The sequence below is a fragment of the Sodalinema gerasimenkoae IPPAS B-353 genome (assembly GCF_009846485.1).
Classification (GTDB): domain Bacteria; phylum Cyanobacteriota; class Cyanobacteriia; order Cyanobacteriales; family Geitlerinemataceae; genus Sodalinema; species Sodalinema gerasimenkoae.
This window is the reverse complement of sequence record NZ_ML776472.1, coordinates 4,060,417-4,085,761: the sequence shown is the minus strand read 5'-3', so window position 1 is coordinate 4,085,761 and position 25,345 is coordinate 4,060,417. Positions and strand designations below refer to the sequence as shown.

20 protein-coding genes and 1 pseudogene are annotated in these 25,345 nt (G+C 50.3%); 3 read left to right on the top strand and 18 right to left on the bottom strand.

Features of this window, described 5'->3' with window-relative positions; all coding sequences use genetic code 11:
• Positions 1-6 precede the first annotated feature (6 nt).
• The 6 genes from L855_RS17655 to cas3 form a co-directional block, all read right to left on the bottom strand.
• Positions 7-222, bottom strand: a complete 216-nt coding sequence (locus L855_RS17655; RefSeq protein ID WP_159790230.1) for a hypothetical protein — start codon at positions 220-222, stop codon at positions 7-9.
• Positions 223-296: 74 nt separating this feature from the next.
• Complete coding sequence (locus L855_RS17650; protein WP_219729943.1) at positions 297-1,760, bottom strand: TPM domain-containing protein; 1,464 nt, start codon at positions 1,758-1,760, stop codon at positions 297-299.
• Between the two features lie 511 nt (positions 1,761-2,271).
• Positions 2,272-2,985, bottom strand: coding sequence for a type I-D CRISPR-associated protein Cas5/Csc1 (cas5d, locus tag L855_RS17645; RefSeq protein WP_159790226.1), 714 nt, complete (start codon positions 2,983-2,985; stop codon positions 2,272-2,274).
• Between the two features lie 109 nt (positions 2,986-3,094).
• Positions 3,095-4,090: a type I-D CRISPR-associated protein Cas7/Csc2 gene (gene cas7d / locus L855_RS17640; RefSeq protein ID WP_159790224.1), complete on the bottom strand. Its 996-nt coding sequence runs from the start codon at positions 4,088-4,090 to the stop codon at positions 3,095-3,097.
• Between the two features lie 49 nt (positions 4,091-4,139).
• On the bottom strand, positions 4,140-7,553 hold the full coding sequence (gene cas10d / locus L855_RS17635; RefSeq protein WP_159790222.1) for a type I-D CRISPR-associated protein Cas10d/Csc3: 3,414 nt from the start codon (positions 7,551-7,553) through the stop codon (positions 4,140-4,142).
• Positions 7,554-8,581: 1,028 nt separating this feature from the next.
• Positions 8,582-10,723: a type I-D CRISPR-associated helicase Cas3' gene (gene cas3, locus L855_RS17630; protein WP_159790220.1), complete on the bottom strand. Its 2,142-nt coding sequence runs from the start codon at positions 10,721-10,723 to the stop codon at positions 8,582-8,584.
• 99 nt (positions 10,724-10,822) lie between these two features.
• Here cas3 and L855_RS17625 point away from each other — a divergent pair, with 99 nt between their 5' ends.
• Positions 10,823-11,698, top strand: a complete 876-nt coding sequence (locus L855_RS17625; protein ID WP_159790218.1) for a helix-turn-helix transcriptional regulator — start codon at positions 10,823-10,825, stop codon at positions 11,696-11,698.
• 137 nt (positions 11,699-11,835) lie between these two features.
• Here the strand turns inward: L855_RS17625 and L855_RS17615 are convergent, their stop codons facing one another.
• From L855_RS17615 to L855_RS17580, 8 genes are all read right to left on the bottom strand, one after another.
• Positions 11,836-12,540 (bottom strand): hypothetical protein, encoded by a 705-nt coding sequence (locus L855_RS17615; RefSeq protein ID WP_159790216.1) that lies wholly within the window; start codon positions 12,538-12,540, stop codon positions 11,836-11,838.
• A gap of 54 nt (positions 12,541-12,594) precedes the next feature.
• Complete coding sequence (locus tag L855_RS17610; protein WP_159790214.1) at positions 12,595-14,658, bottom strand: cation:proton antiporter; 2,064 nt, start codon at positions 14,656-14,658, stop codon at positions 12,595-12,597.
• Between the two features lie 357 nt (positions 14,659-15,015).
• Entirely contained in the window at positions 15,016-15,264 is a 249-nt protein-coding gene (locus L855_RS17605) for a hypothetical protein (RefSeq protein ID WP_159790212.1), read from the bottom strand.
• 38 nt (positions 15,265-15,302) lie between these two features.
• Complete coding sequence (locus tag L855_RS17600) at positions 15,303-16,064, bottom strand: hypothetical protein (RefSeq protein ID WP_159790210.1); 762 nt, start codon at positions 16,062-16,064, stop codon at positions 15,303-15,305.
• Between the two features lie 268 nt (positions 16,065-16,332).
• The gene (locus tag L855_RS17595) at positions 16,333-16,839 is read right to left on the bottom strand and encodes a DUF4149 domain-containing protein (protein WP_159790208.1); all 507 of its coding nucleotides are present in this window, start codon (positions 16,837-16,839) and stop codon (positions 16,333-16,335) included.
• 122 nt (positions 16,840-16,961) lie between these two features.
• Entirely contained in the window at positions 16,962-18,203 is a 1,242-nt protein-coding gene (locus L855_RS17590) for an ATP phosphoribosyltransferase regulatory subunit (protein WP_159790206.1), read from the bottom strand.
• A gap of 20 nt (positions 18,204-18,223) precedes the next feature.
• Entirely contained in the window at positions 18,224-19,180 is a 957-nt protein-coding gene (locus tag L855_RS17585) for a DnaJ domain-containing protein (RefSeq protein WP_159790204.1), read from the bottom strand.
• 218 nt (positions 19,181-19,398) lie between these two features.
• Positions 19,399-20,256 carry an inositol monophosphatase family protein gene (locus L855_RS17580; protein WP_159790202.1) on the bottom strand — a complete coding sequence of 286 codons (858 nt, stop codon included), beginning with the start codon at positions 20,254-20,256 and terminating at the stop codon, positions 19,399-19,401.
• Positions 20,257-20,467: 211 nt separating this feature from the next.
• Here L855_RS17580 and L855_RS17575 point away from each other — a divergent pair.
• Positions 20,468-21,019, top strand: a pseudogene (locus L855_RS17575) (nuclease/transposase family protein); the annotation flags it as partial.
• Between the two features lie 505 nt (positions 21,020-21,524).
• Here L855_RS17575 and L855_RS17570 read toward each other — a convergent pair.
• Both L855_RS17570 and L855_RS17565 read right to left on the bottom strand, forming a co-directional pair.
• Positions 21,525-22,052: a CPBP family intramembrane glutamic endopeptidase gene (locus tag L855_RS17570; protein WP_159791170.1), complete on the bottom strand. Its 528-nt coding sequence runs from the start codon at positions 22,050-22,052 to the stop codon at positions 21,525-21,527.
• 80 nt (positions 22,053-22,132) lie between these two features.
• Complete coding sequence (locus L855_RS17565; protein ID WP_159790200.1) at positions 22,133-23,170, bottom strand: DUF3326 domain-containing protein; 1,038 nt, start codon at positions 23,168-23,170, stop codon at positions 22,133-22,135.
• Between the two features lie 131 nt (positions 23,171-23,301).
• Here L855_RS17565 and L855_RS17560 point away from each other — a divergent pair, with 131 nt between their 5' ends.
• Positions 23,302-24,633 (top strand): IS4 family transposase, encoded by a 1,332-nt coding sequence (locus tag L855_RS17560; protein ID WP_159784407.1) that lies wholly within the window; start codon positions 23,302-23,304, stop codon positions 24,631-24,633.
• A 54-nt stretch (positions 24,634-24,687) separates the two neighbouring features.
• Here the strand turns inward: L855_RS17560 and L855_RS21225 are convergent, their stop codons facing one another.
• Both L855_RS21225 and L855_RS17555 read right to left on the bottom strand, forming a co-directional pair.
• Positions 24,688-24,864: a hypothetical protein gene (locus tag L855_RS21225; RefSeq protein ID WP_170191408.1), complete on the bottom strand. Its 177-nt coding sequence runs from the start codon at positions 24,862-24,864 to the stop codon at positions 24,688-24,690.
• A 61-nt stretch (positions 24,865-24,925) separates the two neighbouring features.
• Positions 24,926-25,243 (bottom strand): 2Fe-2S iron-sulfur cluster-binding protein, encoded by a 318-nt coding sequence (locus tag L855_RS17555; protein WP_159790198.1) that lies wholly within the window; start codon positions 25,241-25,243, stop codon positions 24,926-24,928.
• Positions 25,244-25,345: the final 102 nt, after the last annotated feature.

Below are 25,345 nucleotides of genomic sequence, written 5' to 3'. Positions count from 1 at the left end.
CCGCCATCAAGTGCGGCTACCATAAAACTCCATTTCAAAAATCTCCTCCTGGCTGACAATTTCTGTGTTTTCGCCTTCTTTAATTGCATTTATCATGCCAATCTCTTCAAGAACATCGCTTAATAGCTCAGAAAAAATGTCTTTCTCTTCTTGGAGTAACTCAAATATTGCTGTTTTGAGCAATTCTTTCAGTTTTGTTTCATCTAGAGTAACTTCAGTCATGGGGTTGAGGCATCTAAAATAGTTAGGTCTATTATATCGCTCTCTCTTACGGCAGACAATTTGAAGCCACGGGGCTAGTAGCCGCCCCCACAGCCACCACCGCCACCACCACCGCCACCAAAGCCGCCGCAGCCACCACCACCACCTCCGCCACCGCCAGAGAAACCTGCCGCCACAGCGGAAGAAGATCCATAACGTAAGGGTTTCTCTTCAGACTTCGTGCAATCACAGGCGTGGCAAGCGGCGGTCTTACGCACAGTTCCCTCACGGCTCCTAGTGGGTTCTTCAAGAACTCTGTACCTATAAGTCATGGTAAACTCTTCGCAATTCGGACATTCCTCAAAGTAATTCTCATCTAGGAGATAGCTGCGCAAATGAAAACGTGATGGTTCTGGCGTGCAACAAGGACAGGTCCAACCTTTAAATCTAGTACTTTTGAGATTAGCGGCAATGCTTTGGCTGCGGCTTAAATGTGGCTTAAGTTTTGTTTCGTTCACCTGCATCATGGGCCTCTGACAATTGGCACAAAGAGGCGTCAATTTCTTATGTATCCAGTCTTTGAGCTGAGCACCAATGATCAAAGCACCGCAGAAAGATGCTATTAGTGATAGCAGTCCACCCCCAAGCTGACTGTGCCCTGTAAAGAACAATGCACTCCCTAGGAGCGATGACAAAAACAATGACAAACATAAGATAACAATCCCGAGCACCTTCAAAAAAACCTGGCCATTACGGGAATCGTTAGGTTTAAACCCCCTGGAGAGGTAATAAGACTGTAATCTCGGAGAAACGGCCCATCCACCGATAACAAACATTCCTAACACCCCGATCGCAGCTACCCAAAGCCGGGCCGATGGATCGAAGAGTAGGGTCAAAGTGAAAACGGCCAGGCAAAGGAAAAAGCTAAGAATATGGAGTAACGTCACGGCCGTCTTGGAGAGTCCATGACATTTGGGATCTAGAACGCGCGATCGCCCCATCGGGAGAAATTTCGGGGGATGGTCTAGAATCCGGCAAGTCCTTTTATAGATGCAAACAGGTGTTGCACACAGAGTAATCACGGAGATGACATATAAAGATAAGGGCGAGTAAACTAGCTCACGGACAGAAATCCCTGATCTAGCGCCGCCGATAACCCCCGCAGGGGAAGCGAAAACATCTCCAGATAGGGCCGTGATGATGGCTTCTACCCCTGCCAAGGTTCCCGCATCAAAATCATTGTTGCGAAACTTCGGTAATATCTCCTGGTCGAGAATAGCTCCTACTTTAGCATCAGGGAGAATTTCCTCAATGCCATATCCTGTATCAATTTCCACGCGGCGATCGCCCACGGAATTGAGAAACAACACGCCATTGTCTAACTCAGCTTTCCCAACCCCCCAATCATTCAACAAGCGGGTGGCAAAGGCTTTCGGAGTCGGTTGTGAGTTCGTATTGGCAACCGTCACCACTGCAATTTCTGCTCCGTTCTCCGCTTCCAACGCAGAAATCATCTGATTCAATTGCCGTTCTGTATCCTCACTGAGGATATTAGCCATATCACTAACCCAGGTTCCATGAAGTTCCTGAGGATTTGGCACATCTTGAACGGTTAGGCTATGACCGAGAGAGGGAATGGTTAAGATTGACAGACAACACAGGACACTCCAAAATACCCTTCGCCCCCATCGTTTTACCGCTCTACTCATGAGCCAATGAGGTTGAAATTGGAGTTTCATCACTCCCTCCTTGCGTCCGTCAATGAGTTAAATGGCTATCTCGCCCCAGTTGACCAAATTTAATGGTAAACAGTCGGCAGTGAATCGAGTTGTGACCCCATTGACTGACCTGTTTTTTATATTATTTTGGTTGGCACTGAGAGCTTAATTTTCGTATTAACCCGCACCCAGAGTAACATGAAATTTATCAAAATCGAGCAAATTTTAATATTTCTTAGGTTTTAGGGCAGATAGGTAACCCTGAGGAATTGATATCTGGGGGGTGATTTAAGCGAAATCATTGAACATCTGCTATTCTTGATTAAATTTAGACAGAGTTATTTTTTTGAGATCAAGGCTGAAACTGATAGGTCATGTTAGCTGGGAGATAAACAGTCCCATCACGTAGAGACATACGGTAAGAGTTTCCCCGAAGTTTGACATTACGAATCAAACTCACCGGGGGCATATTGATAGTGTCAAATTGAATCACCTCATGACCAAACATAACATCTAAAGGATTGAGGGGATACGAGACCGTAAAAGTTTGATTAGAGTGTCGTTGGACATTCTCCAAGGTGTTCACGTCGAGTTTTGCTTTACTCATCCATTTGCCTAAGCGAATCCATTGGGGAAATTGAATCGCTTGTTCGGAAATTACAAAAAACTCAAATTGACTTTCCGGGGCAATTTCCTTCGCACGTCCAAAACTAGGAATATTTTTCTGAGTTTTCTGCATTTCCACATGGTAGCGATTATCGGCATATTTCCAAGTATTGAGAACCGCTGTGTGGCGAAGGCTTCGCGCCGGAGTTACATAGATTTTTTGCTCATTAAGTTTAGTTAGATGAGCTTTATATTGAGGCACTTGATGGCGACAAAAATAGCGATATTCCTCTTCAGGGTTAACTTGAGTCTGGTAGCGAGGATTATCCACAAATCCCAAGGCGTAACAGAGTGCGTAGTTGTGGAGGATGGGTTCCGTTTCATAAAGTCGTCCAATTTCTCGGGTGGCGAAATAGAGACTATCATGAAGTTCAAGCTGACAGCGGTAAATTTGAGTCATGGTAGTAGGGACGACCCTTGTGGTCGCCCAAATTCAAGGTTGAATTGATAAGGTGGGGGCGACTCTTGTGGTCGCCCAAATGCAGAGTTAAATTGATGTAAACCCCACTTTACTTAGATTTCGGGGCTTTAATGTGAGCTTTTGCGTATTCTTTGGCTTCTTGGTCAGCTTGTTGTAAAATTTGCATGATTCCCTCTTCCGTGGATGTGAGAGATTTCACTTCTGTCAACAGGGGGGTAAAGGCTTCACCAATGAAGTCGTTATGGACAATAAATTCTTCAGTCATGAGGCTTTCAATGGCGTCAATGGCTTTTTCACGTACTAGAGTTTCATCAAGGGGGTCGAGGGAGGTGAGGAGGTCTTCAGGAAGACGGTCATAAATTGCTTGAGTCCAACGTAGGTTACTGACAATTTCTCCATCGGCAAACACCACCCCTAATAACTCATTGCGAACCCGTCCCGTTCGGGTAGTTTGGGCGCCATAATGACGAGTCCGTAGGATATTGTTGAAAACATACAAAAAGCTGGCTTCTGTGGGGTCTCGCAGGGTAACAATGCTGGGGAAAAAGACTTGAGGACGGATGTGGTCTTGTTGATTGATGCGGCTGGTGACTTCCCCGACTTTAGAATCTCCCTCACCTTTTGAAGACATGGTTCCACTTTCATAGGGTGCATTGAGGGTGAAGTTTTCATGGGATTCATCGAAGGGGGTGATGGAGAAGGCAGTATCAACGATAACTTTCGACTTTTCAGAACCTGAGTCACCGATGGCAAAGCCATAGATAATGCAATCGGGGTTATTCATGCCGAATTTGACGTTGTATTCGCATTCTTCAGGTTTGACTAGGTCATATTTGCGCAACAGTTCCCGTCCCACCAGGCGTTCTGGGGTGGATTGTTTGCGTTTAAACATGGAGAGGCGGCTAATGGTTTTGCCAGTGTTCACTCCAGCGCGAACTCGTGCTTTGTTGAGTTCGCCGTCGGTTTGGAAGAGGGGATAGGATTCGGTAATCCGCAGGGTGATGAAGTGGACGTATTTCCCCATGGGTTTGTACGGGATTTGCTGATGGAAAAATTTAGAGTCAAGGGTATTTAGAAGTGCCATGGTGTTAATTGTTAAGATTTTGGGTTAGACATGAAGCGGAAAATCAAGGTTATTCCTCTTCGGAATTTGTGGATTTTTCCTTTACGTCTTGATTTTCTTTGTCTTGTTCAAGACGATAGAGAAATTCACAGGTATCTCGCAGTAGGTTCAGTTGTTTACCCGCCAACCGAGCGCGATCGCCCTTAAATGTCTTTTCAAACACCTCCTCAACAAAATAACGGGCAAATTCCAAAACCTTCTGACGTTCCTCTTCCCGATTTTGAATTTTCCAATAGCCTTCGGCAGTCGAGGAATGAACGCGATCCATGAGTTTGAAAATCTCTGCTGCAACAACCGCAACTAGGGTTTCTCCCTGAAAGAGATTAGTGTCAGCTTTAAGCAAGGTGTCTGAAGCCACATCTAAGGGTTTTAACACGGCATTGGATTTGGGATTATAACGTTTGTTGGCACGATAAAACTCTCGATAGAGTTCCACCAATTTTTTAGGATGGTTGAGTGGGGATTCTGGGGACACTTTTAGTTTCTCCTCCAAGGGATCATACGTAACCTCATCGTCAAAACAAGGGTAGAGGTCATGGATATACAAACGAAGACGTTTGGGACTCGGTGCGTCGGTTTCCCGCGCACGCGACCATTTGGCAAGATAGTGAAACACATATAAGGGACTGGTTTCTAAATTGTTGGCAAGTTCGTTCAATTTCCCCCAGTTGGCATCGTAGCCACCTTTCCCTCGTTTGGGATTCACATCGAGGTGAATGCTATAGGCAGCAGTGAGGCGATTGAGGGGAGAAAGGAGACTATCTAAGCGAAAGCGATCGCCATTTAAGAGAACTCGGAACGCCTGCGGTGCGCTGTCAAGAAAAACGGTTTCTTCAAATTCTGCACCATCTCGAAATGGAGGAATTGGTGATTCAGAAACAACGGTTTTAACATCCAAAATATTAGGAATGGCTAAGGCTAACCAAGCTGGCATGACCCAAGATTCAGTATCCGTTGGATCTCGTCCTGGGGGAAGCGCCATGAAGTAGAAGGTGAGAGGTTTATCTTCGGGATAGGAGAGTTTAAAGGTTCGGTCAATTTTACGCTGTTTATCTCCTTCGGGAAGTTGGGTTTTAACGGATAACTGTTCGTCAATGAGGAAGGAATCGACGGTTTGATACTGATTAAGGCTAAAATTCGCCGTTAGGGTTTCTGGATTGACGAAGTGACCGCGAATTTGAGTGTCAAAGCGAGTTTGAGCGATGTTGCTGTAAGCTAAGGCGAGGAAGTTATTGGTTTCCGGGGTGAAGTAGTAGGTGGGATAGAAGTAGAGATAGCGATATTTTCCATCCTCAAAGCGTTTCCCCACGGCTTGGGTTTGATTCATCAAGATTTGCCGTAACATCATTTCCGTTCCCGCAATACTGGAAATATTGCGTTTGGCGTTTGACCCCCCTAACATTTGCTTGTTGGTATAGACTTGAGGGGTAAACAATACAGCAGATTCCATTTGTTCCGTCACACTATAGGGAGAGTGGGAGAGGGAACATAACAGTTGACGACCTCGACCTGGTTTTTTGGCAGTTTGATAGTGGTCTAATTCTTTCAGGAAAATTTCAGCTTGTTCGGCAGGGGGTTTCTCAGCCGGTTGCTGAGGTAAAATCACTACCTGTTCAGTCCAGCTTCGGATGTCATCCCAACCGTCACTGAGGGGATATTGGCTGATGATCGGGTTTGTGATGGCTAGAATTGTCTCAATAATCTGGTCTCCCAGTTCCCGAATTTCCTCCTCACTTTGTCCGGGATGTTTTTGTAGGTATTTGGCGGCCAAGAAATACCAGTCTAAGGGAACGCCGCCTGTGTTTCCTTTCAATTTTAGCTGTTTAAGACTGGCGTTAATTCCTTGGATTTCCCGAAGTTCTGGTAAATAAGACTCCAGTTCCCAGGTTTGGGCAATGTCTAGGATAAGATTGGGATCAGGAAGTTTTTGAATAGCGTCTTTGGCGGCTTTTCCATTTAGGCTTTGTTTGAGGAAGGCTTCAATACGAGACCGGCGATCGCCCCAAATTTTCCGGGTCACCACATCGCCAAACTCGGCAATTTGGTCAATGCGAATGTCATCGTCAAAGCTGAAATTATACTCAGCAAGAAGAACCCCTTTTGTCTGAAACTCTTTCAGCTTGTCACTGCGGCTTTTGGCGACTGACTTTTTATTGGGATTGAGAATCCGTAGAGTTGCATCTAAGGCCACCTGCATTAAGCCAGTATCGTCAAAAAACTGAGTATAGTAGTCGGCATATTTTATTCCCTTGCCATCGCGACCAAATCCAGTTTGTTTTCGTTGCAGTTCCCCGGCACAAAGTTGCTTAATACTGGCAACGACTCGGTTAGGGAGGTCATCTCGTGAGATGGGAGGTGGATTTTTGGCGGTGAGATAAATCACGCCGGTGGGAAGATAGAGGAGGGGGTCATAGTGTTGTTCTAAATGGGCCTCCATCACGGCATTATTGACAATGTTGGTGAGAACTCCCCGGTTTTCTGAGATGGCGTGGTACGTCAGTTGCAGTTGGCTGTCGCTTAAGTCGCCGAGAATTGTGTTGAGACTCGGTTTTTCGGCATCTTGGGGATGTTTGATAATGGAGGAGATGCGATCGGCGAGACAGGCTAAGTCGGCGAGACATTTGAGGGTGCGATCGCCTAACGTCGGATTTAGACTGCCATCTGCTAGATTGAGATGGGTATCATTTTTTGTCTGGGCATTATAGGCAATGTACAATAAATCATCTCGATAGGCTTCCCAGTGAGTGGGATTGTCAGGAAAGAGGAAGGTATCCAGTCCTAAGGCTGGAACGAGATAATTAAACATCTCTCGATGTTCTTCAGGGGAACGCTTGCGGATATCGGCATCGAAATTCTGACTTAGCTGCTGATAGAGTTCGGGGATTCCCGGGATGCGGCGATAGTCAAACTTCTCAAAGTCATGGAGGACAAAACCCGCAATTCCCAAGCGGCGATTCAAGTCATCCACCACGCGGCGAATGGTAGTATCCAGGGTTTGTAGGCGACGTTCAATCAGATTCGCGGGAAATAAACCATTGAGAATATGGGTGTTGAGAGACTGATCGGTGGCATTATCGCGACGGGGGGCTGAACGTTCTCCTCTGGCGACGCGGCGATCGAGTTCCTCAAAGAACCATCCCCCTTTTGCGGAAACGCCAATGCTGTATTGCAGCAGGTTGGGTAAGACTAATTCGCCAAAGTCTGCCATGACGCGATCATCAGGATGGGTTTTTTGGATGGCCCGTTGGAGAAGTTTCAGGGTGAGAAGTTGACGAGAGGGTTCGACGGTGCGATCGCCGTCTTCATCCGTGAATCCCAAGTCTTCGGGATTCATCTCCTCAAAGTTGTCGTCAAAGTCGTCGTTGACACTGAGGTTTTCAAAAAGACTCAGTTGTTTGGGATCGCCTGGATTTTGGGATGTCATAATAGAGACGGGGTGAAGTTCGTGAGTATGGTGAATTATGGGTACGTCGCAAATATGACATACCCATACACATCAAAACTGAGTCTAAAATTTATCTAGACTATTCTGTCTAATCGTCCTCATCTCTATAGTTGCAGTTCGCAGTGCCAGAATTGGAGTAAAGACTAGGATTATAATCGTGTGTACGAAGCTCATCTTCGTATCGTTGAACGGTAGTTTCCAAGTTAGAGACTCGTTCCATCAAAACTCCTATCAAGTCATAAATTTCTGATTGGTTTTCGTTTGCTTGGTACATTGTGGATCTCCCTATTGTGAGTGAAATAAGAGAAGAAAAACAGTAAAACTTAGTTTCAAACAAAGGTTAGAGAGTTACTGGTGACTGAACCAGCCATGATGGGGGTTCGAGACTACCTACGCCTGCACTTAGTCCTGAAAGCTATTCATACAGTCTTCTCCTCCTTCTGTGAGAGGTGATGGTGTCATGCAATCTTATTACTGAGCTGTCTCACGAGCTAGACTAATTGTATAAACACCAAGCGATATTTAAAGGAATTGTGCGCCACAGGCTTGGTTTCAATCTGATACCCCTTGTGACGGGACTCAATCATAGTATGACCAAATTGATGGCTCACCTGTGCTGCTAACTCGTCGGCGGAATGTCATTCTCCGTCTCCAAGTAGAGTCAGTAAACGTTTCAGGCTAGTTTTTCACTTGATCGTTATCCTCCTGGTTATGAAGTTGTGAACCCAGTATGGCAGATGGCAGAGTAGGGCGTCAAGAGTTTTTAAGAATTAAGTTTCAGGGTTATTCAACAGCTCATAAGTTGTCAGGGTTATTCAACCGTGCTAAATTTGATGTCGATGGTTTTCCAGCAGGTCAGAATGCTGTATCTTTGTAGCCAGGCGGCAGCCTTAATCCCTTTGAGGGATTGAAAAGAATAACCCTGAACTTTCTGCTGCCAGCTTTTCCACAAAGCACCCTCTAATCCCTTTCAGGGATAGCCCTCCAGCCATCCAGACTTACCCCCCCTAACGCCTGAGACACCCCGCCAACACATCCAACAGCAACGCCGCCTGACCGATCGCCAACGAGTAAGGTGGCGTTGTCGTATGGATACTGCCACTGTCAGCGATGGGATAAATACTGAAGTGCATCGGTAGCCGCAATCGCTGGCGAACCTCCCTCATGGGAAGGGGAACCACATAACTCACCAACCCCTGACGCTTTAGTTTTACGTTGATGCCGCCAATCCAGGGATTCTCCGGTTGCCAAAGTTCTACCCCCGTCAAGACTTGAACCTGCCAGGAATTAGCAACCACCTCCAAACTCCCCGGATAGAGAAATCGCCAGTTTAACCGTTCCTCCCGGTAACCCTTCAACTTCATAAACCCCAAACAATACCGAAACCGTCCTTTGGCGATCGCCTCATCCATCTGTTGCAACCGTCGCATAAACCCCGCCTCCGTCCACATCTCAATCTGCAAATTGCTGAGAATCCCCGGTAAGTCGTAGGTTTTGAAGCGATCGCCGGCTACCCCCTCCGTCTCGTCATACAGTCCACATTGCAGGGGACTCGATCCGCGAAAACGATACGCCTCCTCCGCGATCGGATTATTGGATTTCCCGGATATCGCCTGCCACTGCTGCTGGGACGCCTTGATTAACGCCTGGGTTCGCTGAAAGGATGTCCCAAACACCCGCTGACAATCCCGACGCAAGCGATCGCAACTGTCCGTATAAACAGACCGAATCTGAGAATCACGCAAATCGTAATAGAGTTTCACCGATTGAACCGTTCCCCATTTGCCGTAATAGCCCCGAAAGTCATTAATCTGACGATATTCATCGCGAATTGCCTCATTAAACACTGTTCGTTCATAACATTCCCCCACCGTTAGGGGTGCGGACTCTTTTTCAAACAGGCGTTCCGCCAAAAACTTGGGAACCAATCCATAAGCAACACAACGGTCAAATCGATGAAACCCCTCCTTATCCTCATAGCCGTCATGTCGTCCTAACCGTCCCAACCGCTGAATAAAATTCCCGGCATCAGCAGATTCAAACCAAAGTAAGTTGATTTTAAAATCTACCCCCACATCAATAGTACTGGTTCCAATCACTAAATCTGCTTGTAACGATTTTGCTTTTGCCTGTTTCCCCGACAGTCCTGTATTTTCCCCCACTGTCAAGCCATGGTCAGCAAAAAGAGCCTGAAAGCGAGGCACTAACCGCTTCGCCGCTGCAATGGAATTCAGGATAATTGCCCCTTTACTTCCCGGCATCTCTAGGAACTGTTGTAGAATGCGATCGCCATTGTCTCGTAACCACTGTTCCGAAGCCTGTCCCTGAGACTCCAGTGCAACAAAATTAAACTCAATCTCTCGGGCAATTTGCCGCCAACCCTGACTGAGTAAGCTGTTTTTCTCTATCTCACTCTCGGGATAGCGATAGTTACCTGCCTCAACTGGATTGATAACCTGATAGCGAAATTGACCCCGTTCCAGCATTTCAATAAGCTGTAAATCGGGAGTTGCCGACAAAAACAAGAATTTTTTAGTTCGATTGGTATGTCGAATCAATAGCATTGTATTGAGGACGCTAGCAACTTGAGGGGCAGAAAAAACATGAAATTCATCAAAAATAAACTGATCCAAGTTTTTGTCGATACGATTCCAGAGCTTATCAGGATTATCGTAATGAGATAAATAAGCCCCCCGATGAAGATAATGAATCATATCCGGGTTAGATAATAAGACTTCCGAGTTGCTGCCTCTGCGAGCGATGCCTTGTGCCTTGGTTAACCCCTCTTGCTCTGAAAAAAGCTCCAACTCTTCACCACTTAAACGATTGATGCGCGGAGGATAAAGTTGAGGAAAATAGCTGACATACTCACTTAATTGTCGTGCCTGATCCCGTGCCAATTCGTTGGTTGGATACATGCCTAAGGCAACTTGATTATCCAGTAACACCGGGGAATAGGCGGCAAAACTTTTCCCATCTCCCGTCATCGCCGTGTTCACCACCACGTCAATATCAGGATTTTGCAGTGCCTCATAGGTTTGTGCCTGATGCGATAGCCAACGCCAATGGGGGGGAAGTGTCACCCCTAGGGGGGGTGTAGCAGCCGGTTCCGAGAAAATCGGCTTCAGGGTGATAGGATACTCCAACATCAGAAACTGTCCGTAAGTTGTTGATTAGTTCTAGTTTGGCAAGCAAAATAGGAATTGACAAGCATTACACGGAAAAAGTGTCCGTATAAATTAAACATTGTGACTCGTAAAGGACAAGCCATTACCCTCTCCCTCCAGGAACGAGATAAACGAGCCTTAGAAGCCCTGGCCCTGGAATTTGGCAAAACTTGGGGAGATAAGCCCAATATCTCGAAACTCGTGCAGGCGATCGCCCGTCGGGAGTTGGCGATCGCCCCCAATCACGACTGGAGTGGCGATCGCATCCAATCCCTGAACCAAGCCAGACTGGCACTCATCGACCAAGGCGACCTCGCCACGGCCTTAGAATTAGGGCGTTTATTGTGCGATCGCAGTGAACTGTCCTTACCCCTACGTCAAGAAATCGAGGCCTTCCTCGACGCACCCAGTCATCCCTGGCGCTTGCACGTCGAAGGTTACATCCGTCGCCAGCAATCCTTTACCCTCTCCTATCAAGATGCCACCGATCGCCTCTGGCGCTTCACCATCTGCCATGCTGCGATCGTCATGCACGAGGAACGAGACTATCTCGACTGCTGGTGTACGGACAGTGAGGGGAATCTCGACCTACCGGAACTGCGCCATAACTGGTCTCTACGACTCGATCGCATCCAGGATGCTGCTCTTAGTCCCGCTAAAACCCCTTGGCGGCGAGACTTCGACCGCATCCCCGTCGAATTCTATTTATACGGACGTTTAGCCGCCAGCTACAGCCAGTCCAAGAACCATCCCGACGACCGAGACAGTGAGTGGTTAAGCGATCCTGCCAACGTGCGCCGAGTTGTCCGTTCCGTCTACAACACCTATTGGTTTCGCCGGGAACTGCGTCGTCACGGTTCAGAGGTCGAAATTATTGCCCCAGCGGCCTTGCGGGAACTGATGGCCCAAGAGTATCGCCAGATGTGCGATCGCTACTCCAATCCCCCGCCATCCTAATCTCTAAGACAGTCCTTAAATCGGTTAAACTGCTGATAAACGCTTGATATTCTGGGAATGCTAACCCCGCTTGTAGGGTTTCCAAAACAGCGGCGAGATTGTTTGGCAATCGTCCTCCCCGCCGTTCCCAATCTCTCCTACTCCGCCAACGCCTGCTTCAACCGCTGCACAATCGTCTCAGCAATCGGTGCAAACACCGTCTCCTTCTCCTGAGTTTGCGCCTCCGTCTCCCCAGGCGTAACCATCGTCTCAAACTCCAAACGAGAGGTGGCACTGGGAATCAAGCGAATCCGTCCCAACTCGCCCAACTGCTGATGATTAAAGCAGTAGGCATATACCCCTTCCTCCTCCTCCGTCGCCATCGTCACCGCCTCCGGCAGACGAATCGGCAGAGAATTGGTCGACTTCGCCCCCGACGTTTCAATCTGGCCATTCTCCCGCACCCACATCACCTGAACCGTTCCCGCACCTACCATCACCACAACCGCCTCCGACTCAGGATTATACGACTCCACCAAGCCATTCACCTCCGCCTGAGTTTCCGGCGTCGCCATCCAGAGAACCGTATCCGTATTTCCCTGAGAAATATAGTAAATAATCGTCTCTAAATCCTTCTGATCATAGAGAATTGCGCCGCGATCGCCCCGTTGTCGCGATTGAGCGATCGCCTCCTCCACCGCCGCCGGCAGCAACACCGCCGCCACCTGCTCGCGCATACTATCATCCCACTTCAGCGGGTCTTGGAACCGTTCCTTCCACTCATCAGGAACCCGCTCAATCATGCGATTGTAAATAGAAGGGGTTACATCAACAGCAGCAGGATGAGAGGACGCAGCAGCCATAACTCAGGGAGGTCAAACACAACCCATTTATGATACCCCTGCCCCGGCCCAGCTTCAAACCGACTCATTCGCATCCGGGAACCGTGGCGACTCTTGCACCTTGCCCCCCTTCGGTAACTTGCCTCGCTTAGGGGGCTTCCCTTGGCCATTATCCTCATTCTCAGCCGTTCCCAGCCCCTCCATTGGGCCACCCTTGCCAGTCTTGTCCCGTTTGCCATTAGCCCGTTCCCGCACTGAGGCTGGAACCGCCACCTCTTCGACTTCCGGCAACTTCTCAACCTTCAACGCCGTACTATGATTCGACCCCGAGAGGCGTTTCAATAACTTCGGTTTCGGGGCGTGCAAGAGATAGATAATGGTATCCCCCTTCTGCCAGGCATCTGCCGCCGACATCACTTGCAGTTTCCCCTCTCGTTCTCGCAACAGCGGCACCAACTCCCCAGAGCGAATCAAGGCCTGTAAATGAGCCTTCTGGAAGGCAAAGCCATGGTCTTCCAAGAGGGTTTCCCCCAGCTTCACTTCCCCATCATCGAGGTACTTGTTCCAGATCTTCAAAGGGAAATCTGGGGCGATCGCCTGACGAATTTTTGATTTGTTAGTGGGGGTTCCCGTCTTCTCCCGAGGCAGCAGTGCCAGAGTTCGCGGGGGTTCAAACTCCTCCATCGCTCGCTGGGCCAGAACCGTGTTCACCTCCCCATTACTGGTCATCGTCAGGAAGGTTCCCATCGACTCTAACCCGGCTTCTTCGAGAACCTCCGTATCTAAAGCACTGCTGAGAAACACTTTCAGCCCCATATCTTCTGCCAAGCGACAGGATTCAGCATTGGTGTCAATCATTACCACCGCCTCACCCCGTTCCTGGAAGAGTTGGGCAATCAAGCGACTGAGGGGATTGGAGCCGACAATCAACACCCCAGTAGCCGTCGTCGCCTCAAGTCCCAAAACTCCCACCAACCAGCGGGCCGTTAGACCCTGTAACATCACCGTGACAATAATCGTCAGGAACACCAACGCCTTAATGGCATCCCCCCCGTTAATGCCTCGTTCCGTCAACAAAATCGAGAACAGAGAGGCTACGGAGGCGGAGATAATCCCTTTAGGGGCAATCCAACTGACAAAGACCTTTTGCCGCCAGTTGAGGGAACTGTTGGCGGTACAAATCCAGACATTAATGGGGCGCACCACCAGCATCAGCACGGCAACCGTGGCTAAACTGCCCCAACCCAGGGCGAAAATACTGGGAATCGAAAGGTCGGCGGCTAGGAGGACAAATAAGACCGAGACCGCCAAAACTGTTAATTGACTCTTAAAGCGCCGTAGCAATCGTTCCTCGGGCAAGGAGGAGGCTCGCATCACTAACCCCGCCACCACCATGGTCATCAAACCGGATTCCTCCACTAGGAATTGGGAGAAGCTATACAGTACCCAAACACCGGCTAAGACCACCAAATTTTTAATTTCTTCCGAGAGGAAATTGGCTCGGGTGATGAAGTAGCCCAACAGCCAACCCCCTAAGCCGCCAACGGCTAACCCTAGTCCTAAGCGCAGCACTAGGCCCGTCAGCACCCCAAGGAGATCGGCATCCCCGTTCAGCACCACGTCCAGGACTAAGACCGCTAAAATGGCGCCAACTGGATCGATGAGTACCCCTTCCCCTTCCAGGAGGGTGGCCACTTGGCGATCGACGTGAACCTGTTTCAGCAGGGGGGCCACGACGGTGGGCCCGGTGACGACCACGAGGGCGGAATAGAGAAAAGCGATGGGCCAGGGAAACTCAGCTAGGCTATGGGCCGCTAAGCCACCGCCAATAAAGGCGATGAAGGTTCCCAAGCTGACGAGGTTGCGTAAACTGCCGGAAACTCGACCTAAATCCCGTAGTTCTAGACTTAATCCTCCTTCAAAGAGGATAATGGCAACGGCGAGAGAGACAATCACCTCTAAGCCTCCCCCTAACAGTCCAGGATGCAGCCAGTCTAAACCGCTTGGTCCGAGGAGGATGCCCATCAGGAGCAGAAAGACGATACCCGGAACCTTGAAGTATTCCGCCAGAACCTGAGAGCCAATTCCTACGGCTACGGTTAGGGAAATTAGAACTGTAATCTCGAAAGAAGCGTCCATAAACTGGGGGGGTTAGCGACCATCCGCTTGAGAGAATTTTCAGGCAATGTGGGTTAGGGCTTGGGAATGGGGGCGATCGCAACCCAAACCAATGGCGATCGCCCCAAGACTCAATCCGATTACTTGCTAAGTTAAACGTTTTTAGACAAAACCGGTATGGCAGCACTTCATCGGGGGGCGGCCCGACAAGCTCACACAGAATAACACACCGCTTATGTCGAATGGCTCAATGGAAGAGCCAATGGGACATGAGCGGTTTGGGGATGGGTTCGGTTCTGGGCGATCGCCCTCCGAAAACCGAGCCTCATTTGAATTGTTAATCAGTCTCGGGGAAACCTGAGTTTCCGGAAAACTTCCCTAGAAGCGATCGACGCTGGAGGTGAAAATCGGTTCTAGGCGCATGGCTAAGATAGCGGAGGGACGAATCACCATATATTCCCCCTGAATGTTCTTGATGGGAACGTTGATAAACTCGTCTGATTGAGATTTGGGTTTCAGTTCGCTCCCATACCATTTCTGAAACTCCTCAATGGAAGGGAAGCGTACTTCTTCTTTTTGGCCACCACTGATAAAGAGGTGAACGGCGTACTCACTGGGTTTTGGCATCGTGCTTTGGTGTTCTAGACCGCTTAAGGCTATCTTCCCTAGGATACCAAAGCAAATCGCTGTAGCATCCCGTCGAGAAGATTCGGAAGTAGATCGGCGATCGCCCCGGGGTTTGGAAACTCAATTTCCTGATAACTGGGTAAATCGAAGGGAACGACCCCGGATAAGTGCGGCTGCTGCACTCTAGCCAGCAGAATCTGCTCAACTCGCTTGGATTGTAGCGCGTAGCCGAGTTCAACACAGACATTGGGACCTGGTAAGAGTTGCGGGGATTCCCCACCGCTAATCCCTAGGGGAGTGACATCGGCAATAAATAACAGACTCTTGCGAATTTGCCGCAGTTGATAGGAACTAAGGCGAGTCGCGCCCTCGGAGGGCCGTTTGGCTAGTTCTAAGCCCAAGGGAAGCCGCGATCGCCGATTCACCTGACGAATATAATCCTCTAAGGCCTCGATCAGTTGTGCCCCATGGTCTCCCTCCGAGAAACTGAGGAAAATTTTAGGATCGAGATAGGCGCTTCCCTCTTGCTTGGTGAAATAAATTTCGTGGCTACTGAGGTCAATATTGGCAATGCGATAGGAACCACTCCCCTCAATATAGAACTCCACCGCCTCCCCGGCTAAATAGCGGTTAAACCAGTCCGCCTGTTCAATCTCATGTCGTTCTTCCAAGAAATCCGCCCGCAACCCAGCTTTCAGCAAACTATTACGGCTAAGGCGAATATCATGGGGGCGTTTTCGTAACTCCGACAAGGGTTCGTACTGTTCGATATACCAGCCCCGTAACGCGATAATAGCCATGATGCGATCGCCCCCCTAAACACTTACAATCAACCCACTATATCAATCGAGCGACCTCCGATTGTATCGCAATCCCCCCACCCCAACGCAAGAGGGCGACCACAAGGGTACGCCCCTACCTCGGTTCTCCCCTCCTGGGAGGGGCAGGGGTGGGTTCTCCCTTCTCCCCCTGTTGCCTATTGCCTATTGCCTGTTCCCTGTTTCCTAAAAAAAAGAGATTCGCCTCTTGACAAATCCCTTTATTTGTGCATCTAGGTTTGAGCGAAACTCAACTCATCTGCATCTGGCGATGACAAAGACGTAGAAGAATCCAGGCTGAAGCGAGTTTGAGGACTTCAAGAACCCAATAGCCCTGCTGCATTGTCTCCATGAGGGGTGAAAACTCGCTTAGAGGCTCAAGGGGGGTTAACGACATCCCGAGAGCGCTCATCTGGGGTGTGAAGAGATAGGTGTAGGCGATCGCAATCCCCAACAGCAGCGTTGATAGAATGATAGCTTTGCGGGTTTGTGGCCCAAAAAAGTGCTGCTGTTGATTGAGAACGAGCACGCCCGTGAGTGCGATCGCCCCAAACAAAAGTTCGAGATGATTGAACCGCTCAAAGGTGCTGTAACCCATGCTGGCGAAATCCGGTTGACTCATCATGCCCAGGCTGTACATTCCGGGCATCATCACAAAGTCCAACATCAGACTTCCACCAAACCACAGGGCCAGACTCAAGCTAATGATGGCTTGCCAAGAGGGGGTTTTACGAATCCAGGCGCTGAGTGCAGTCATAGCGTGTTCGGTGTTATTTCCTAGTCTCAGGATAACGAACTTCTAACGCCAAAACGATGACAAATTATTGCAAGAAAATCACGAATTGTGAAGTCAAGGAAATTCAAACATCGCGATCGCCCTTACCCCTGAGAGGCCGAATTGACCAATTCCGTTTCCTGAGTTCCATCGGCCGCTACCCAGGCAATTTGGGCAATACGACGGCGACGGGCACTCTTGCGCACCGCCTCGGCATCCTCGCAATGGTCCAGAGAGAGTTCAACCCGAATTAAGTCCTCTTTTTGTCGTAACTGTCCGGCGAAGGCAAAGGCTGCCGCCTGGGCCTCAGGAGAACGAGGCACCACCAGCCAATCACTAGATGGGGTACTCTCAGGGAGTTGGTCGCCGCTGAGAAGCAGATGATGTAAATCTTCTAGGTTCAGGGAGAAGCCAATCCCGGAACAGGCCTGACGTTGGGGATGATACAGTTCCAACAGTTCATCGTAGCGGCCCCCTTTCCCGAGCAGTTGGCGATCGCTGCGACTATGGCCCACGACCTCAAAGACAATCCCCGTATAGTAGTTGAAGGTTTCAATCAGGCTCAGATCCAACGTAATCTGCTCATAAAATCCCGGCTGAGTGGTTTTGAGAATCGCGAGCAGGGCCGTGAGGTTATCGAGGGCAGTTTGGGCAGTATCAGGGAGTTGAAGCTGTTGTAATTGTGCCAACACCTGATCAGGGGTTCCCCGTAGATTAAAGAGGCTCAGGGCGCGATCTCGCAACTCCGGGGACAAATCCAGAGTTTCAATCCCCACATAGTCGAGAGCGGCGATCGCAGTGCGAACGGCGGTGCGGCTGGGTTCCGGGAAGGGGTCGAGGAGCGATCGCGTCAGGTGGGCTTCTCCAAGCACCACTTGCACATCATCAACACCCAAACGGTCTAAACTATCCGCCAGCAACAGTAACACTTCCGCGTCCGCCACCGGCCCACTGGCCCCCAATAGTTCCACACCGGCTTGATAAAACTCCTGTTGGCGGCCATAAGCCTGACTGCCACTGCGACGGAAGACATTGGCGTTGTAGTAGAGTCGTTGTGGGAAACTCGAGTCCGAGAGACGACTGACAGCGGCCCGAGCAATTGAAGCGGTGAGTTCTGGCCGCAGTCCCAGGAGTTCATCGTCGTTATTCTGAAACTGGACAACAGTACTGCGGTCAATTGCCCCTCCCGCCATGAGAGTATCGAGGCGTTCTAGGGTTGACGTGATGATGCGGTGATAGCCCCAGCGACGGAAGGCATCTTGCAAACGCCGCTCAATCCATTGTTTCTGGGTAACATCGAGGGGCAGGAGATCCCGCGCCCCAGCGGGAGGTTGGTGTACCGTCATGACTGTTGTAGTTACGTTACTTACTTTTTCTTGTTGCCAAAGAGGCCAAAGAGTCCACCGCCCCCTTTATCTGACTTTTTAGTTTTATCAGATTTTTTGGGGGGTTTCGTCTTGGGTTTCGTCTGAGTCGGGGTGGGCCGGGCCATCATCCGGGTTAGGGTTTTCCGGGCTTCTAGGGCCAGGGGTTCTTTGGGATCGAGTTTCAAGGCCTTAGTGGTGTGGGAGTTGGCCATCGTTAGGTTAACTTTGCTCGGTTGCACCTCTTGTTGTTTGAGATAGACCATGGCCATGAGTCCATGACAGCGGCTATTCTCCGGTTCAAGTTTAAGGGCATCCTGGAGTTCCTTGCGAGCATGAGCAAAGTTTTTCTGCTCCATGAGCGATCGCGCCCGTTGTAGATACTGTTCTACAAAGGTATTAGTGGACGCACGGGCTGGCGGTGGCGTCGCAGCAGTGGGACTCGGAGAGGGTCCTTTGGAGGCTTGGGCCCAGCCCTTGTTTTGCTGTTCCCGACGGTAGAGATAGACCAAATTCAACTCACTCAGTTCGCCCACATAATGGTCCATGCGGTTGAGATCCTGATATTGCTGTTGGGCCAGTTCGCTAACAGCTTTCTGGTAGAGGGCCTCATAGTTATTGGCCTCAACCAAACTTTTGGCGATCGCCGACTGGAGTTCGATACTGCTATATTCCTGTTGTAGGCGTTTGGCCAGCATCCGTAGCAAGATGGCATAGTCTGACGCTTCCCGCTCGTTGGAGAACTTGCCATAGGCGGGATTGACCAGTTTGGAAAGAACCGATTGGGCCAACTCTCGGTTGTCCGCCTGACAGACATCGGGATGTAAGCAGCGGGCAATTTTGAGATAGCGTTTGCGAATGGCTTTAGCCTCGGCATCTAAGGTCACCCCAAGAATGGCATGATGATCGGTGAAGTCGAGGGTAAATAAGCCCCGGTTAAAGTCGAAAGAGAACGACATTGTGTCGTCACAACCTCCCTGCGATAAGTGTCTTGATACGAGTGACGCGACCGTACCGTCTCCCTAAGGATAGGCGTCTTGATACGAGTGACGCGACCGTACCGTCTCCCTAAGGATAGGCGTCTTGATACGAGTGATGCGACCGTACCACCTCCCTGAGGCGAGTTTCCTGATACGAGTGACGTGACTGTTTCTACTTTACTGTGATTTTTGGGGTCTTAGACGGGCGATCGCTCACTGAGGCGGCCAATTCCAGGAAGTTCTCCGAGGGGTTGGACTTCGGCGAGGCGATCGCTTAGGGCAGACTGGAGATGGCCATTGGTGGCCAACAGTCGCCCGGAGGGTAAATCCAGGGGAGATTGGTCATAGGCGGTGACAACGCCCCCAGCTTCTCGTACTAAGACAATTCCTGCGGCTAAATCCCAGGGAGAGAGTCCTCGTTCCCAATAGCCGTCGATGCGGCCACAGGCCACATCGGCTAAGTCTAATGAGGCTGAACCGCCTCGGCGCACGCCCTGGGTGAGATGGGTCAGATAGCAGAATTCTGCATAGTTATTATCATCCCGTTCTCGTCGATCATAGGCGAATCCGGTAACCAAGAGGCTGCGATCGAGGGTTTTCGTCTCCGAGACGTGCATCGGTTGGCGGTTATAGGTAGCCCCGACTCCTGTAGCGGCTTGGAAGAGGTCTTCTCGGATGGGGTTATAGACCACGCCCACTTGGGGAACTCCATTGATGAGGAGGCCAATGGAGACGGAACAGACGGGATATTGGTGAGCGTAGTTGGTGGTTCCGTCGAGGGGGTCAATAGCCCAACGGAAGGGACTCTCAGCATTGCCCAATACGCCAGACTCTTCGGCGAGGATACCACAATCGGGGCTATGACGTTGCAAGACCTCTAGGACTTTGGCTTCGGATTCTTTATCGGCGACGGTTACTAAATCCCCAGAACGTCCTTTTTCTTCGACGCCTTCGAGTTTTCCCCAATAGGCTTGTAGAACCGCCCCACCTTGGAGGGCGGCTTCGGTAGCGATGTCGAGAAAGAATTTTAGTTTGTCTGGTGTGACGGAGTTCATAAAAAGGTTGAGTTTGAGGAGTGCGATCTCGACGAGACGAGCCGGCGATCGGTTTTCTGAAGTTTAACAGATGAATGCCCCGGGGTTCATCTGTGAACGCCTTGGCGAATCCCTTGATAGGTTTGACCAAAAATAATGGGTTTCAAGCCCCGCCCTTCCAGGGCGGCATTAGATGTGCTATGACTGATACCAATCGTGCAAGTGTCAAACGATGTTTGTTCTCGAATACAAGGTCAAACCCAAACCTGATCAAGTCTTAGCCATCGACGAAGCCATTCGGACGACTCAGTTCGTCCGCAATAAAGTCTTGCGTTACTGGATGGACAATCGGGGTGTGGGTAAGGCTGAGTTATTTCGGTACAACACACGACTGAGAAAAGAGTTTAAGTTTGTCGAAGAACTCAACTCTCATGCTTGCCAAACGGCGGTCGAGCGAACCTTGAGAGCCATTACTCGTTTTTACGAAAACTGTAAAAACCAAGTCAAGGGGAAGAAGCGGTGCGACCCCGCGCCGTCGCACGGCGCTAGGGAACGCGCACCAAGAGAAGGTTATCCTCAATTCCAAAGGAATACCCGTTCAGTCGAGTATAAAGTTTCGGGTTGGAAACTTTCAGAAGACAGAAAACACATGGTCTTCACCGACAAGAAGGGTATCGGACATTTGCGTTTAATTGGTTCGAGAGATTTAAATTATTACCATCCCGAACAGATTAAGCGCGTCAGGATACTCAGGAGGGCTGATGGCTATTACGTCCAGTTTTGTCGCACCCGAATTCACTATTAAGCGCGTCAGGATACTCAGGAGGGCTGATGGCTATTACGTCCAGTTTTGTCGCACCCGAATTCACGCATCGGGAGAGATTCCCTCTTGGCTGGTTGGAGAGATCCTGTCAGCTAACGGAGACTCGTAGAACGATGTCATCGGGAGAGATTCCCTCTTGGCTGGTTGGAGAGATCCTGTCAGCTAACGGAGACTCGTAGAACGATGAATCCCCCTGCCTTTGGGCGGGGGAGAACGTCAATCTGTTCGATGGGGAAGCAGTCCGATTCAGGAAATGGACCAAACCTCATAGGGTCTTCTGGGTTCAAGGTGATACGTAAAATTTATGGCAGATGATACCCGTTGCGGTAGGGGCGAAAAATTTTTCGCCCCTACAATTTTGTGTACCATGCAACAAATCTAACCCTAGATTCTGAAACCCCTTTTTTTACCTCTACGGCAATAATTTGTATCTGCCATATTTTTTGCGGATAACATTAACGTTATATCAAGTTTCTTGATGAGCATAACGCCATTTCCAAATAAACCCTGAAAGCCAATTGGTAATAATATGAGCAATGATGGGAACCAGAAGATTTCCAGTGAGAATGGCACTTAAGCCAAGAAGTAGACCGACAATGGTGGCCCAAGTGGTGTAGGCCCATTGATGACGACCACTGATATGGAGAATGCCAAATAATACACTGGAGAGTACTAAGCCCAGAGGATTTAAGCCGATCGCCGGTAACATCACCCCCCGAAACAACAGTTCTTCACTCATTCCTGGAAGTAGGCCCAGCCAGACTAAGTCAAACCAAGCCAGAGGGGCAATGGCTAAGTTGAGATAGAACTGGGCACTTTCTCGATAGGCCCCCCAGACGCGATAGAGAAGCGAACTGGCGAGGGTAATTCCTAGACTTAAGGCGACGCCTAAGGCCGCTTGTTCTGGGTTCCAAGATAGGGGTAAGAGTTGCACGCTGCCAAACCGTAGCCAGAGTTTGGAGACAATCATCAGAACGACGGCGGTGACTCCCATCGCGACTAGGATTTGGGGGCGGGTTAAGGGTTCAAAATCAGGAGAAGGGGAATCGTTCACAATGCTTGGTTTAGGACGGTTTACAGATGCGTTAGGGGCGCAATCTGGGGCTGTAGGGACGGAGGATGGACGCCACTGCGGTGGGCGGCGATCGCCCCGATGGCTTCGAGATACGATCGCACGGATAGGGCCTCAATCCCTAAACTGGCGGCGGGACAACGCATCTGGGTTGAGTTCTCGGCGACGGTAATGATTTGGGTTGCGCCCTGACTCCAACTTAGGATAGCACTGCCGCCACAGGCGCCTTCAGGGACAATCACCACATCCACATCGGGCGATCGCAGATCCTGGGGGCGACAGTCTTCCGCTGGGACGAATTGGGGGGCGCGACTGAGGCCCATTAAAACGCAAGGAAGGAAGGTATAGCCTAACTCCTCAGCAGCGGCCCGAGGGGACAGGTTGGGTTCCGGGGGGAGAGGCGACAGGGCCGGGGCGTGGGCCGCTGGGATGCCGAACTCACGGACAATGAGATGACTGATGACCGCTTCCGCGCCGGCGATCGCATCCACCCCAGAGCCACTACGATAGTCTTGTAGCTGTTCCGGGGACTCCTCGGGAAACCGGGCCACCACGGCGATCGCCTCCGCCCCCGCCTCCTCAATCAGCCGTTTAGCGCCCCGTAGCAGGCTCCCTGGATTGTCCAAAGTTCCCCAACTGGCCCCCGAGGCGGCTGTTCGCAACTGCACCCCCAGAGGCGCATCCGTGACCACATACTCCGTTAACCCGAGTCCCAAACTCCCCCGCATCGCATCCGCCGCTTGCAGATGACGTAAGCGCAACTCCGGTTCAATCCCCGCATCGAGGAGTAGGCCCACCCGATTTTGCACCACCGGCCGCAAGCCCCAGCGTCCCGCCGCAAAGCGATCTAACCCCAACCCTTCCACATAGAAGATATTGGGGTCAGACCAATAGAGTTGGGCCGCATTGAGGACATTGGGATGGGTGATGAGGCGATCGCAGACCCCAGACAGGGCCCGAACCACCGGAATTCCATCCCCCGCATAGCCCCCAATCCTAGCGCCAATACCAGTAGGGATAATCAGAACAGCCGTATACATGAGCGTAGGGGCGAACCCTTGTGGCACTGGTGTCAAGTTAAGGAAATCGTGGAAAAGTCAAGAAAGTGTAAACAACCCGAGACCAAGGGAAAAATGCTTATAGGCTAAGGACTAGCTAGCCAGGACAAAAGATGCCTAAGAAGACCTATCACAAACCGGGAAACCCGGACTTCAGACGACATCGCTCAGTGCCCGGACCAGTGAATCGGACGATTGAGCAGCGCTTGTTCGAGATGTTAAGTCCGGGAACGTTTGCCTCCCTCAAAAGCGTAAGCAACAAAGGACGACGGTTACGAGAGCGAACTCTAACCCTGCCGGTGATGACAGCGATTGTCCTGAGCCTAGTTTACCGGCAAATGACAGGGCTAAGTGAAGTGCTGCGAACCCTAGAACAGGAGGGACTGTTTTGGGTGAAAGCTCAACGCATCAGTAAACAGGCTCTATCCCAAAGATTACAAAGCCTGCCGGCCCATCTGTTTGCCAGTTTGCTCGAGCAGGTCATTGAGCGCTTGAACCAATCCTCAGCGCCCGGGGAAGTCTCGCCATTCTGGAGACCGGTGCGGTCTAAGTTCCCAGCCATTTGGCTAGCTGACGGGTCAACCCTCGAAGCCTTAAAAAAGAAACTGCATCGTCATCGCGGCAAAAAAGCCACCTCCCCCTTGGCCGGCAAGATGATGATGATGGTCGATGCCTTCAACCATCGCCCCCAGGCGGCCTGGTACAGTCCTGAAGCCCAATCCAATGATAAGCTTTGGACTGACTCATTGCTCGAACGTCTGCCAAAGGGCGGTTTAATGGTGTTTGACCTGGGATTCTTTAAGTTTCCTTGGTTTGATGCCTTTAGCGATTCGGGCAAGTTCTTTGTGACTCGCTTGCGGGAGAAAACCGCTTACAAGAATCTCAAGGTACTCGGTCAAAACCGTTACGTTCGTGACGAACTGATAGATTTAGGGCAATACCGCTCTAATCCTTGTCACCATCCCGTGCGTCTGGTGTCCGTCTCTTGGGAGGGAACCATCTACCGCTATTTGACCAATGTCACTGACCCCGAGGTCTTGTCCGCCCGCTACGTTAGCGAGCTTTATCGCCAACGCTGGCGCATTGAGGAGGCCTTTCTCGTGACCAAACGCTTGTTAGGTTTGGCTTACCTCTGGGTCGGTGGCTCCAATGGCATTGAAATCCAGATTTATGCCACCTGGATTTTCTATGCGGTGCTTACCGACGTCTGTTCCCAGGTCTCTGAGGCTTTACATGAACCCATTGACCGCATTTCTCAGGAAATGGTTTTCCGCAGTCTTTACTTTTTCAGTCGCGCCCGGGAACAGGGCCGTGTTGAGGATGATGAACTCATTCCTTTTCTGGTTCAATATGCCCAGTCCTTCGGACTGGTTAAAGCTAGGCGTAAGCGCCAACGAAAGAAAGATGCTATCTCCCGTCAGGTCTGGTCTCACCCCTTAACTTGACACCAGTGACCCTTGTGGTCGCCCTCCGGGGTGGCGTGCTTCGGAAAATCCCCCCTAATCCTGGCGGGTGACTACTGCCTCAACCTGGACCTTGCCCGTTTCCGGATTAGCCTCCGTCACCGCCCAGCGCAGGGGGTCGCCGCGCTTCTCTAACTCCGCCTCAATCTCCCGCTGGAGTTGTTGCGGGGACTCATTGGCATCAAACTCGGCACTGATAAAATGGGTCGTCATAACGAATTTTCCGTAAAGACTTGACAAAATGGCAAAAAAATGCCACAAGATAGGGAGCTGATTAGCTTTGACCAAACTGCTGTTGGTAGACCTCGTTTTCCTTCTCCGTCTCAATCACCAAATCCGATTTAGGATAAGAGACACAGAGCAGGGCATAGCCTTCCGCTTGCAGTTCCGGGCTAACCCCCATACCATCCTCTTGAGAGACTTCCCCTTCCAGGATTTTAGCCGCACAGGTGGTACAAACTCCCGCATAACAGGAACTGGGCAGCTCAATATCTTGGTCATGGGCCACCTTGAGGATAGTTTCCGACTCAGGAACCTCGATGGTGTAGGTTTCGCCTTGGTGATGTAGGGTGACGCGGTAGGTATTGGACATAAGACAGATAATTGGGACAAATAAAGACAGATTCGGACAGATTCAGACAATCGCTTGAGGTTGACTGGCGATGTCTGAATTGGGGGGACTCCATCGCATGGG